The following is a 12,666-nucleotide window of genomic DNA, read 5'->3' on the forward strand; positions in this document are numbered from 1 at the left end:
AAGTCAAAAAACCAATGGCGGGATGCAGCCGCATCCCGCCAGAAACATTACTTCACGTACTTGACGACATTCTTGTACGACACGACGGAGAACGGACTGACATACAGTCCTTCCACATTCTTGTCATACGCGTAGGCAAACCCGTTGCGGAACAGCGGAATGACATTGGCGTTGTCAGCGACCCGTTGTTGGATCTCATGATACATCGCGATACGCTTTGTCTCATCCAGCTCACGGCTTGCGGCGACGTTCAGCGCGTCCAGCTCCTCATCCTTCAGACCGGTGTACCAGGCGTTGCTCTGGTCGTAATCCACCGTCCAACCGGTGAGGCCCGAGGGATCGGTGATGTCATCAACCCACTGCAGGATCGTCGCCTGATGGGACAGGCTGCTGTACTTGGCAGAGATAGAGGCTCGCTCCAGCTCTTCGATGGTCACATCAAATCCCGCTTTGTCCAGCTGGCTCTTCAGAAGCGTCGCGATCTGCTCGTAGATGGCCGAGCCGGAACGGATGCTGATGGTGAACGGAACCGGCGAGGTGTAACCGGCATCGGCGAGCAGTTTCTTGCTCACTTCCGGTTCATACGCGGCAACCTTCAGATCTCCGTTGAACCACTTCCCTTCCGCTTCGGATACCAACGCGGCGACCGGAGCACCAAATTCTCCGGCGACAAGGTCGGAAATCTCCTGTTTGTCGATGCCATGGACCAGCGCCTGGCGGACACGGATGTCGTCAAACGGAGCCTTGGTGGTATTCAGGATCAGATAGCGGATCTGCGTGGAGGGGAACACCTGGATGGTGATGTTCTTCTCGTTCTTCATCGGCTGTACCAGGGTAAACGGCACGTCTCCGCACACATCCACCTGTCCGGCCTGCAGCTGCATCATCCGGGTGTTGTCATCACTGATGATCTGGAACTTCAGCTGTTTTGTCTTGGGATATCCCGCCTGTCGATAGTACGGGTTGGCTTCCAGAAGGATGTAGTTCTCTTTCTTCCATTCTTTCAGCATGTACGGACCGGTACCAAGCGGATTGTTCAGATAGGCATCCTCGCCCAGCGCGTCGTAATGCGCTTTGGATCCGACCACCATGTTGAAGCAGGCAAGGTCGGCCAAGAACGGGGCCCACGGATACTTCAGCGTGATGACCACCTGGCTGTCCGTCGCCTTGACGGTGTCGATGGCCTCGGCGATGAAGCGATAGGCGCTGGTTTCCAGATCCCGTGCGCGAAGCAGGGACCATTCCCAATCCGCACCAGTGACCGGCGTTCCGTCAGAGAATTTCACCCCTGGCACCAGATTGAACGTATAGGTCAATCCGTCGTCACTGATCGTCCAGTCAGACGCGAGGCACGGAATGATCGAGGTACCGTCATCACTGACCGTCACCAACCCTTCGTAGATCTGTTGGGTGACGTTCACTTCCGCGCCACCGACACTTGGGGCGTTGGGATCCAGATACGCAGCGTCGTTGAGACGTCCGACCACCAGGATGTCGGAAATCTTCGGGCTTCCCGAAGCCGCAGACGTGGCCTTCTTCTCCGACGCACCTTGGGCGAACCCAACGGTAGCCAGTGAGAGAAGCAAAACCAACACCAACGATGTTTTCTTCATACCACATTCTCCTCATTCTGCCGTTTCCCGGCAAGATTGCACGTTCTGTTCCTTCCCTACAAAACAGTCCTGTAAAAAACTTTTCCTTACTATGTAACTCTTCTCAACTTTTTTTACAATACTTTCTTGTAATATTTATGCAAAAAGTTGTATACATATCGAAGAGGCATACATGAATATTCAAGATCTCTCTGCATCATACAAAGGATTTCTCAGCCAATCCCAAACGGAACGGCTCTGCGTTCGTACCATTATCGCCGCTCTGGAAAAGAACGGTTTCTCGCTGATGAACCGCTCTTCTTCCCTTTCGGATGGCGACAAGGTATATGAGGTGATCAAAGGCAAGACGGTCTTCGCCGCCATTGTCGGGAAGGAACCGGACAAGATCCGTCTGGTGGGAAGCCACATCGATTCCCCCAAACTGGATCTGAAAGCCAACCCGTTGTATGGGAAAGGAAACCTTCTGATGCTTTCCCTGCACGACTACGGGTGGATCAAACCGTACCAGTGGGTCAACACGCCCCTTGGGCTGTACGGGCTTGTCATTTTGAAGGACGGAACCGAGCTTCCTGTGGATCTGAAGGACACGGCGTTCTCCATCGCCGACATTCCACCGCACATCAGCAGGGACCAACTGAAACAGCCGATGTCCGAAGGATTCGCCGTCTCCCAGCTGAATGCCATTGGCGGTTGTCTGGATGGTTCGGACAGCCAGTCTTCGGTGGAAGAAAAAGTGTATGGTCTTCTCAAGGAGGCGTATGGCATCGAAAAGGAAGACTTCGCCGTCGCCGATCTCTGCCTGCTTCCCAAGAACGAACCGATGGATGTCGGCTTCGACCACGCATTGATCGGAGCCTACGGTCAGGATGACCGGATCTGCGCGTTCACTTCCCTCTCCGCATTGCTCGCGACAAGCGAACCACGGCATACCGCCCTCTCCTGGTTCGTGGACAAGGAAGAAGTGGCGTCCACCGGTGACACGTCAGCGCAGAGCTTTGCGCTCCGCAACTTCCTCAGGCGCTACAGCGCGTTGTTCACCGAGCAGAAATTCCAGGCGGACGACCTACTGGAGAACGCCCAGGCGATCTCCGCAGACGTCACCACCGCCTTTGATCCCAACTTCCCGGAGAAGTTTGACGAGACCAACCACGCTGACCTTGGCAAAGGCGTCGTGGTGGAAAAGAACGGAGCGGCGGGATCAGGAAAATTCCGGGCCAACGAGGCCAGAGCGGAATACGCCCATGTGATCCGGACACTGCTCGACCAAAACCACATCGCATGGCAGACCGGGGCGCTTGCCAAACTGGGTGTCGGTGGCGGCGGTACGATCTCTCCGTTCCTCTCACGGTACGGACTTGACTGCATCGACGCCGGACCGGCGCTCCTCGGCATGCACTCACCGTTCGAACTCAGCTCGAAGTTCGACCTGATGAGCACCACCGGATTGTATCAGGCTTTCTTCGCATCCTGACGGACGATTTCCTTGGCGATGTTGGCAGCCAGCACCGCGTTGTTCAGCACCAGCGTGATGTTGGCTTCCAGGCTTGCGCCTCCGGTAAGTTTCTGGATCGTCTCAAGCAGGTACGGAGTGGTCTCTTTTCCTTTGATGCCCTGCCGTTTCATCTCGGCGATGGCCAGGTCGATCTCCTTGGAAATATATGCAGGATCCATGCTGGCTTCTTCGGGGATCGGGTTGGTCACCAAAAGGCCACGCTCCGGGTCGATCATCCGTTTGGCACGCCAGATGGAGGCGATGTCCACCGCGGTATCGGAACGGAGCGTCACCTTCAGCCCGCTCTGCCGGGTATAGAAGGCAGGCAGTTCCTCCGTTTGATAGCCGATGACGGCCACCCCTTTGGTTTCCAGATATTCCATTGTCCGGGGGAGATCAAGGATCGCCTTGGCTCCGGCGCAGACAACCATCACCGGGGTGCGGGACAGTTCCTCAAGATCGGCGGAGATGTCCATCGTTTCCGCCACGCCTCTGTGCACCCCTCCGATCCCTCCGGTGGCGAACACCTGGATGCCGGCGAGGTGCGCGATGGCCATCGTCGCCGCGACGGTGGTTGCGCCATCTTCTTTCCGAGCGCACAGGTACGGGATGTCCCGTCTGCTCGCCTTGGTGATGGCGGTCCCCTTCTTCCCAAAGTATTCCAGTTCATCCGCCGAAAGTCCGACGTTGAGTTTTCCACCGATGATTGCGATGGTCGCGGGAACCGCGCCTTCCTTCCGGATGGTCGCTTCCACCCGCTTCGCCGTCTCCACGTTCTTCGGATACGGCATGCCATGGCTGATGATGGTGCTTTCCAGCGCCACCACCGGCTTGTTGGTGGCCAACGCATCTTTCACTTCTTCGGTAATCTTCAGATACTCGTTCATATCATTGCTCCTTCCCAATAGGTTGTATGTGCATCCAACACGTCGATCAAGGCATTCCGATCCAAATGAGGATTGACCGTCTCTTCGCACGCTGCCGTGATCGAAGAAGCGCCCAACGCCGACGCAAGGGCATACCGCACCGAATCGATTCCTTTCTCCATCAGACCGAAACAGAATCCGGCGACAAATGCGTCCCCGCATCCCGTGGTGTCCACCACGTCGTTTCCCATTATCACGGGCAAGCGGATGAATCGTTTGGAATCCGCATAACACGCGCCATCCTCGCCCAACGACACCACGACGCTTTTCATGCCTAAGGCAAGCAATGCGGTGCAGGCTTTGTTCAAGTTCTCCGGGCTGTCGATGGAAACATGGGAAAGCATTTCCGCTTCCAGACGATTTGGCTTGAACACCGATATCCGGTCCCACATCCCCTCCAGCCGTCCCATTTTGATCGTCGATACAGGATCGACGACCAACCGGTCGCAGATGCCACCCACATACCGAAGGGTTTCCGGTTGGAGATTCGCCTCCGACACCACCAGGGACGCATCACGCACCAGGCGCTCGCACGGAGCAAGAGACTGGGGCGTAAGCAACGTAGTGGCCTGCATGTCATTGACGGCAAGCTCCATGTTTCCGTCCGGACCACAGAGGTAGACGTACCGTCCGGTGGAGGCGCCATGAAACGGAGGCAACACCATGTGAAGTCCGCATTGGTCCGCTTCCGTGAGGACAGCCCGCCCCGCGTCATCATCACCGACAGCCGTAATGAAGAACACGGAAAGCCCCAGTTTCGCCATGTTCAGCGCGATGTTGTGCCCGACTCCGCCGAGGGTTGCCCAGACGGTTCCGGGATTTGAGTCTCGGCACACCAATGGCTTCGTGCTTTTTCCGCAGATATCCTGATTGGTCCCACCGACCACAACGACGTATGGATCCATAGGTAAAGTGTACCCGGTTTGCTTGTTCTTTCCAATGGGGTTCATGAAAAAACAAGGCCCTTCCCCACAGGAGAAAGGCCTTGCAAACAAAGAGAGAGGAAACGATCAGATGACGGTGATCCGTCCCTGCGGATCCTTGTACGCGTCACCGACTTTTCCGCCCAGCGAATCCACCACGTAGGTGATCAACACCTGGTAGTCAAGCATGCCTTCGTTGATCAACAGCTTGTTGTCCTTGAACATCGTGTAGCCGTCACCGGCGTCTTTGATCAAATAGTTGTGCGACGCCAGCTTGTACGTCTTCTCCGGATCGATGGGCTCCCACGCATCACCGTTCAGGACCATCACGTCCTTGACCCTGCGCGCCCCTTCCACACCGACGAACATCCCGTTGCCGTCAAGTTTGACGGAAGAAGGAACCGACGTATCAATGGTGTACTTCAAGCCGGATACCTGGAGGAATCCTCCCACTTCACCGAGGGATTTCTCACCGTCTTCCGCCTTGATCTGCGTGGCACGGCTTCCCAGTTCCAACGCGTCAAGGATCTCCGAGCCTTTCGCTTCCACCATGGTCAGCGTATTGCCGTACGGATGCACTTTGATCAACGAACCATAGGTGATGTCCCCGGCGGAAATCTTCGCCCGAATGCCACCACCGTTGACGAACGCGATATCGGCGTTCGCCACCTTGCGGTAGGCGTCGGCGCACAAGTCACCAAGGTTGGTCTCGCGGTTGCGCACCAAGCGAAGCCCGTTGGCGCCGGCGATGTTCAGATCGACATCGGTGAACCCGATCACCTGGCTCAACGCCGCTTCGTACTTGCCCTTGATCTCCTTGACGAACGCGGCCATCTCGGGATCCTTGTCCGGATACTCGCCGATCAACGAGGTGGTGATGTCCCCGCCGCTGGTGATGACCAGTTTCCCGATGTTGTTCAGCTTCGTCCCGGTGGAGGAAAGCAGCACGTTGCCGCCATCCTTGTTCTTGTACACGTCACACGGGATCACCGAATGGGAATGACCGTCCAGCACCACGTCGATGCCGCTGGTGTGCTGGATCAGATCGATGGACCGGAACGGCGCGGAGGATTCGTCGATGCCCAGGTGGGCCAGCAAGATGACATAGTCAACGCCCTGGCTGCGCACCTCGTCGACGTTCTTCTGCACCACGGCATAGAACTGCTCGGGATCCGCGCCAGAGAAGTTGAAGACAAACTTTCCATCTTCCTGGAAATAGGTGGGCGTGGACTTGGCGATGCTCTCCGGCGTGGAAACGCCGATGAACGCCACCTTCTTGTCGCCATACGTCTCAATCGCGTAGGGTTTCACTTTGGCAAGCGGATTGGGCTTTGTTCCCGTATAGGCGATGTTGCACGCAAGGTACTGGATGTCAGCCATGTCGATCAACTGGGAAAGCCGATCCATACCGTAGTCGAACTCATGGTTGCCGATGGCGCCGAACGCGTAGCCGGCCTTGTTCATGATTTCGACGGGATACTCGCCTTTTGAGACCGAGCCCATCTCCTCTCCCTGGATGGCGTCACCGGCATCCACCAGAACGACATATGGGGTTTTCTGCAACTCCGCATTCTTCACCGCCACCAAGCCTTCATAGCCGAGGTCTTCACTCACCCCGCAGTGGACGTCATTGGTGTACAGCACCACCAGATCTTTGCCCGGTTCATAGTTGCCCTGGGCAAACAGCGCCGTGATCGTCAGGAATACGACCAACAACACACCAAGCACTCTTCGTCGTTTCATACACACCTCCCTGTGTGATTCTGAACTCAGTGTATCACACCTGGAAATTCCATGTGAGAAAACGATATGGGAAAGGCAAGAACGTTCTGTATATGGAAAATATCAAAACGACCCTCCCGGAATCCGGAAGGGTCGTTCTGTAGGGGGGTATGGAGGTGCGGGGATTCGGACCCCGGTCCAAACGTGCCACCCAATGGCGTCTACATGCTTAGCTGTCGGTTTGATGTTCAGACATCCTTATGCCCGGCGGCACGCGTCCGGACGTCCTATCCTGCTTGATTGTCCCCAAAGGCCACAGGCGTTCCTCCAGGTAAGCTCCTGTTTTTACAAGTATCCGGCGCTTATGAGCTGCAGCAACCGGGCCTGCTTGTCACCGTGCTGTTACGCAGCGAGGGCAAGTACTGCTTCGTCGGAGACGAACTCGTCTTCTTTCTTGGCAGATAATGTTTTTGCTAGTTTCAAGAGTTGGCGCTCTGCATGCGGTCACTGGCCTGATCTACCGCCTGTCGAAACCAATACACCCCCGATCACTCGAGGCACTGTCAATATACCCAAAAACACCAATACCGTCAATCGAGGTCCAGTTTCCTCGTCGGTTGCTTCTGCAGCCACGTAGAGAGTTCGGTGAACACCTGCTCAAGATCGTTGAACCGAAGGTCAGCGGCGCCATCCTGGGCCGTCGGCTGGGCGTTGACGATCACAAGGGGAGCTCCCTGGCGTGTGGCGTAGTACGGAAACGACGCGGCAGGCTGGACCGTCAAAGAAGAACCAAGCACAAGGCACAGGTCGGTATGGGTGAACTCCTCGTACGCTTTCTCCAGCACGAAGCTGTCCAACGATTCCCCGTAGAACACGATGTCCGGTTTGATCACCGCATGGCAACGGTCACAGTGGGGCACTTCCCCTTTCAGCACCTTGTCGGCGATCTCACGGTATCCGTACGCCTGCCCGCAGTTGGTGCAGTGATGATGGGCGATGGAACCATGGACGTCGTAGACGTTCTTGCTCCCGGCCCGTTCATGGAGCATGTCGATGTTCTGGGTGAACAACGCCCGGAGATATCCTTTCTGTTCCATGGCGGCAAGCGTCGTATGGACGATGGTCGGTTGGTACTGGTCAACCTTGTACCACACGTCCTTGGCCCATTGGTAGAAGATATCAGGACGGCGGAAGAAGAAATCAATGGAAATAATGTCTTCCACGTCCATTCCATGCCACGGGTCGGTATACACGCCGTGGGCACCGCGGAAATCCGGTATGCCCGACAAGGTGGAGACTCCCGCTCCGGTGAAAGCGCACAGTCTTCGGGCGCCGGCTATCATGCTCTCCAGCTTCTCGATCTTCGGACGAAACAGATCTTCCTGTTCACGAAACTCACCCATTTTGCACCTCTTCTCCGGTAAACGTATTTCCCTTCAGTCCGGACAACCGTACCGTCAGCAACGTACCGACCGGCGCTCTCGTCGGGACAACCACCATCTCGTTATGCTCACTGTGGCAGAGCATCATCCCCTGGTCCTGTTTGCTCACCTGCCCCACCAACACTTCGGCGACGGAGCCGACGCGCTTCTTTTTCTCTTCCCGGACGATCTCCGTCTGGAAAGCGATCAACTCGGAAAGCCGTCGCCCTTTGGTCTCTTCATCAATCTTCCCGTCCATGCTCACGGCCCGGGTCCCTTCCCGTTCATTATAGTAGTACATGAAAGGTTCGGTAGCGCGCATCTGGGAGAGGACCCCCAAGGTTTCGTGGAAATCCTCCTCCGTTTCCTGGGGGAAACCGACCATCACATCCACGGCGAACGTGACGCCGGGAATGAAAGAGCGCATCTTCCCAATCAAATCAAGGAATTGTTCCTTGGTGTAGTGCCGGTTCATCAGGCGAAGCACCTTGGAAGAACCACTCTGCAACGGAATATGGATGTGCTTGGCCACCTTGGGTTCCGTGGCGATCACTTGAATCAATTCGTCGGAGAAATCCTTGGGATGGGGACTGTCGAAGCGGATCCACCGGATGGCATGACACTCCCGGGCGATCATCCCAAGCAGTTGGGGGAACCGCACATCCCCATCCACATAGCTGTTGACGTTCTGTCCCAGCAGCGTGATCTCCCGAACTCCCTTTCCGTCCAAAAAACGGATCTCCTCAAGAATCTCTTCCACCGGACGGGATACTTCCCGGCCCCGTACGTACGGTACGATGCAGTACGTGCAGAAGTTGTTGCATCCGTTCATGATGGGAACGAAACTGGAGATTTCCCCTTCCTGGTAGGACAGCAGATCAAAATGATACGTTTCGCTGTGTTCCAACTCCCCGCCGGTGGCGATATCGACGATCCGTCCTTTGTCGTTGACCGGGACGACGTAATCCACCTGGGGGCATTCCTTCTTCAGTTCATCCAAAAGCCGTTGGGCCATGCATCCCGTCACCACGATCTTCAGGTTCCGGTTCTGTTTCTTCACATGCTCAAAATAACCAAGGCGGCCATAAATCCGATCCTCGGCACTCTTTCGTACCGAGCAGGTGTTGATGATGGCGATGTCGGCATCTTCCAAGCCATCGGCTGGGGAAAGACCCGCCGCTTCCAGACGGGTCTGGATGGCGTTGCTCTCCGCCATGTTCATCTGGCAACCGTAGGATTCCAGCCAAAATCGTCGCATCATGACAGGGCCGCCTGCAGCGTGTTGTGCATCAGCATGGCGATGGTCATCACCCCAACGCCACCGGGAACCGGTGTGATGGCCTGGCATTTCGGCGCCACGGCGTCGAAATCCACGTCCCCGACCACCCGGTATCCTTTCCTTGCCAGAGGATCGTCAACCCGGTTGATGCCGATGTCAAACACCACCGCTCCGTCTTTGACCATATCCGGAGTGACGAATCCCGCTTTTCCCACGGCCACCATCAGAATGTCGGCGGTACGCGTCAAAGAAGGAAGATCCTGGGTACGGGAATGGCAGACCGTCACCGTAGCGTCCCGTCCTTTCTGGATCAACAGGGATGCCAGGGGTTTTCCGACGATGTTGCTCCGTCCGATGATCACCACATGTTTGCCTTGGGTGGGAATATGATAATAGTCCAGCATTTCCAATACGCCATACGGCGTGCAGCTGATCAACGACGGTATGCCGATCAACGTACGGCCGACGTTGACCGGATGGAATCCGTCCACGTCCTTTTCAGGATCGATGGCTTCAATGACCTTGTTTTCATCCAATCCACGGGGCAACGGACTCTGCACCAGAATACCATCGACGGCATCATTGTGGTTCAGCGTTTCCACCAGACGAAGGAGTTCCTCCATCGTGGTGGTGGGAGGAAGATGGTAGTCCAGATGTCCGAAGCCCAGTTTCTCGCACATCTTCCGTTTGCTCGCCACATACGTTTCGCTGGCAGGATCATCACCGACAAGAATGACGGCCAGCGTGGGCATCAGGCCGGGATGTTCGGCCAATCCCCGCTTGATCTCTTCATAGACATGTTCGGCTACTTCTTTCCCGGTGAGCAACTGCATCTGGCTTCTCCTGTCCTTCACATACACTATCCCAAATACACCGTCACACGCAAGCAAACAGTTGTCATTTCCCCGGTTAATGAGTAATGTTAAGAGCATCTGGGCATATGAGGTATCCTGTGAAAAAGAAACTGCTCGCCATCACTCTCGCCTGTCTCTTCATCCCCTCCTCGCTGTTCGCCGAAGCGAAGGAATACAAGACGGGAAGCATGATCTTCTCCTTCAAAGGAGGAACGACACTTCCGACGTTCATCTATTTCCCAACGAATCCGCCAATGAATTCCAATGGTATTATGGTATGGGAAGCGGTGATCAAGCGACCAAATTGTTTGCCGGTGGTGATTTTGGGTTGAGTTTCGAAGGGTTCACCACTTCTTCCCTCTCTCTTGGTGGAGAGCTTGGATACAATTTCAATTATACCATCGGCGAGGTTCTGTTCTCTGTTGTTCCGTTGACCTTCAAGGTCACCTACTATCCCATCCAAGGCAAATTTGACCTTCCCCTCTCGTTGGGAGCAGGCATCAGTTATATGAAATTCGGTGAGGACCAGTCCTTGATGACGCTGTTCTTCAATGTCGATGTCGGGTTCGTCTACTACATTACGGAGAACTGGGGCATCGGCATTCACTCAGGATTCTGGTTGATCCCGGAATTGAACTACAAGAAAGAAGACAGAGATTACAACGCACTGTTGGGAATGGTTCCCATCGTCCTTTCTGTCTCATACCGGATAGGAGGAGAAAGATGAAAAAGTACCTATTTCCCATGATATTTCTTCTCGCAGCCTCTCTGTTCACTGCATGTGATGGTCGTATTTTGACGGATGTCGCCAACTCCACAGAAAAGGTTGACAAGGTATACCGGAACATCATTGGTGTCGTGAATAACTCTGTATATTACCAACTCAACTCAGGAATCTACCGCAATGTAAGTGGTGGAGGAAGTGAAGAGCAACTGGTTGCAAACTCCCAGAATAATATTGTCCAGGGAAGCGCTCTTATAGGTGATTCCACCAAGTACATCATGTATATTACAAACAATCCGGATGATCTTCAGAATGGCATCGTTCATTTTATAGGACTTTCGGAAGAAACGGTAACCCAACAACAAATTACTGATTTTTCTTCTGATACAACACCACGAGAAATCATTGCGTTATATAATAACGGCTCTCTTCTTGTGAGATCGAAAAAAGATGATAATACGAATACGTTTACCATCTATTATTCCTGTTCATACAACGGATCGTCATTTACATTTAAATCGGTAAGCATTGATCTCTCTTCGTCTTATGGTGTGGATAATCTCTACACTCCAACCGCAGAGGCAGATCCTACATACGGCATTTTATCTTTCGCAAATACGTATGACAGTAACGGCAGTACCGATTATGCGTATTCGTATTATCTTATTGACTTTAAAACCGGTACCGCAACCCTGATCAGAGGAGATCTGACTTCATACCAACTTGCTGGTTTTACGATTGGCCATGCAGATGCAGATGCAGCTAAAACTTTGTATGCAATTACAACGGGTGGAAGACTCTATACTGCGCAAACTTCTGATACACCAACGTTCACGTATTGTAATTCACTTGGTTATTCGTATGAACCAAACGCCGCATTCATGTATCACATTTACGCAAACAATACCAACTATCTTATTACCAAACGTTCTACGAAAAATTCAGCCCTCGTCGTATATTCCTTTGAGGATGGAGTAGCCAGTTTCTCTTCTACGACGGTCAGGTATGGATATGCTCAAAATATATCAAAGGATTTGATAACCTCCGCCTATAAAACCAGTACAAGTAGTAGTAGAAAAAGCAAACTGCTTGTCGCGACCAATGAATCCGGTATGGTAGATATCACGATCAACCATGATAGTGTGACTTCCATTACCACCGGAAACGGGTCAACTTCTGACTTTGAGGAATACATTTTTTAGGAGCCTGTAGGCTGAACGACAGTAGCTTCAGGTTTCTTGTTGGATGGATTCAGGGAGTTTGCACACATCCACCCACCCTTTTGCCTTGCTGGTTTCCTCAAGCTGGGCAATGGTGAGTTCAATACAGGAATCACTACTTCCGCATGCAGGATACACGGTGGAGAATCGTTTAAGAGATGCGTCCAGCCAGACTTCGACCGGATGATGATCCAGGTCAAACGGACAAACCCCACCAGGATGATGGCCGGTAAGTCGTTCACAGGTTTCATTATCCAGCATTCGGGCCTTGAGGCCAAACTGCCGTTTGAACGGACCGTTGGATATCTTCACGTCCCCGGCGGCGACGATCATGATGACGGTTTCTTCGCTGGGACCGTGGAACGCCATCGTCTTGGCGATTCTTCCGGGTACCACACCAAGGGCTTGTGCCGCTTCCTCCACCGTTGCCGTGGTCTGTCGTTCCACCATCACCTTGTCTGCAAGGCCATAGGTGGCAAGATACGCTTTTCA

At 54.0% G+C, this 12,666-nt stretch carries 12 protein-coding genes and 1 other RNA gene; 4 read left to right on the forward strand and 9 right to left on the reverse strand.

What is annotated here, in order from left to right; translation table 11 throughout:
• Positions 1-47: 47 nt before the first annotated feature.
• Complete coding sequence (locus LKE28_00605) at positions 48-1,613, reverse strand: ABC transporter substrate-binding protein (GenBank protein MCH3906780.1); 1,566 nt, start codon at positions 1,611-1,613, stop codon at positions 48-50.
• A 172-nt stretch (positions 1,614-1,785) separates the two neighbouring features.
• Here LKE28_00605 and LKE28_00610 point away from each other — a divergent pair, with 172 nt between their 5' ends.
• The gene (locus tag LKE28_00610; GenBank protein MCH3906781.1) at positions 1,786-3,084 is read left to right on the forward strand and encodes an aminopeptidase; all 1,299 of its coding nucleotides are present in this window, start codon (positions 1,786-1,788) and stop codon (positions 3,082-3,084) included.
• Here the strand turns inward: LKE28_00610 and LKE28_00615 are convergent.
• From LKE28_00615 to LKE28_00645, 7 genes are all read right to left on the reverse strand, one after another.
• Positions 3,063-3,992 (reverse strand): pseudouridine-5'-phosphate glycosidase, encoded by a 930-nt coding sequence (locus tag LKE28_00615; GenBank protein MCH3906782.1) that lies wholly within the window; start codon positions 3,990-3,992, stop codon positions 3,063-3,065. The genes LKE28_00610 and LKE28_00615 overlap by 22 nt on opposite strands.
• Complete coding sequence (locus tag LKE28_00620; protein ID MCH3906783.1) at positions 3,989-4,936, reverse strand: carbohydrate kinase family protein; 948 nt, start codon at positions 4,934-4,936, stop codon at positions 3,989-3,991. The genes LKE28_00615 and LKE28_00620 overlap by 4 nt, the downstream gene beginning before the upstream one ends.
• Positions 4,937-5,041: 105 nt before the next feature.
• Positions 5,042-6,697 carry a bifunctional metallophosphatase/5'-nucleotidase gene (locus LKE28_00625; protein MCH3906784.1) on the reverse strand — a complete coding sequence of 552 codons (1,656 nt, stop codon included), beginning with the start codon at positions 6,695-6,697 and terminating at the stop codon, positions 5,042-5,044.
• Positions 6,698-6,844: 147 nt separating this feature from the next.
• Positions 6,845-7,222, reverse strand: a transfer-messenger RNA (tmRNA) gene (gene ssrA / locus LKE28_00630).
• 44 nt (positions 7,223-7,266) lie between these two features.
• Positions 7,267-8,079, reverse strand: a complete 813-nt coding sequence (locus tag LKE28_00635; GenBank protein ID MCH3906785.1) for an NAD-dependent protein deacylase — start codon at positions 8,077-8,079, stop codon at positions 7,267-7,269.
• Complete coding sequence (miaB, locus tag LKE28_00640) at positions 8,072-9,358, reverse strand: tRNA (N6-isopentenyl adenosine(37)-C2)-methylthiotransferase MiaB (protein MCH3906786.1); 1,287 nt, start codon at positions 9,356-9,358, stop codon at positions 8,072-8,074. Before miaB ends, LKE28_00635 begins: the two co-directional genes overlap by 8 nt.
• The gene (locus tag LKE28_00645; protein ID MCH3906787.1) at positions 9,355-10,209 is read right to left on the reverse strand and encodes a bifunctional 5,10-methylenetetrahydrofolate dehydrogenase/5,10-methenyltetrahydrofolate cyclohydrolase; all 855 of its coding nucleotides are present in this window, start codon (positions 10,207-10,209) and stop codon (positions 9,355-9,357) included. Before LKE28_00645 ends, miaB begins: the two co-directional genes overlap by 4 nt.
• A 119-nt stretch (positions 10,210-10,328) precedes the next feature.
• Here LKE28_00645 and LKE28_00650 point away from each other — a divergent pair, with 119 nt between their 5' ends.
• The 3 genes from LKE28_00650 to LKE28_00660 are packed head-to-tail and all read left to right on the forward strand — an operon-like array spanning position 10,329 to position 12,156.
• Positions 10,329-10,562, forward strand: coding sequence for a hypothetical protein (locus LKE28_00650; protein ID MCH3906788.1), 234 nt, complete (start codon positions 10,329-10,331; stop codon positions 10,560-10,562).
• On the forward strand, positions 10,508-10,957 hold the full coding sequence (locus LKE28_00655) for a hypothetical protein (GenBank protein MCH3906789.1): 450 nt from the start codon (positions 10,508-10,510) through the stop codon (positions 10,955-10,957). The genes LKE28_00650 and LKE28_00655 overlap by 55 nt, the downstream gene beginning before the upstream one ends.
• Positions 10,954-12,156: a hypothetical protein gene (locus LKE28_00660; GenBank protein MCH3906790.1), complete on the forward strand. Its 1,203-nt coding sequence runs from the start codon at positions 10,954-10,956 to the stop codon at positions 12,154-12,156. The genes LKE28_00655 and LKE28_00660 overlap by 4 nt, the downstream gene beginning before the upstream one ends.
• 27 nt (positions 12,157-12,183) lie before the next feature.
• On the opposite strand, the gene LKE28_00665 is transcribed toward LKE28_00660, so the two are convergent.
• The gene (locus tag LKE28_00665; protein MCH3906791.1) at positions 12,184-12,624 is read right to left on the reverse strand and encodes a YbaK/EbsC family protein; all 441 of its coding nucleotides are present in this window, start codon (positions 12,622-12,624) and stop codon (positions 12,184-12,186) included.
• Positions 12,625-12,666: the final 42 nt, after the last annotated feature.

The sequence above is a fragment of the Sphaerochaeta sp. genome (assembly GCA_022482495.1).
In the GTDB taxonomy this organism is placed as follows: Bacteria; Spirochaetota; Spirochaetia; order Sphaerochaetales; family Sphaerochaetaceae; genus RUG023.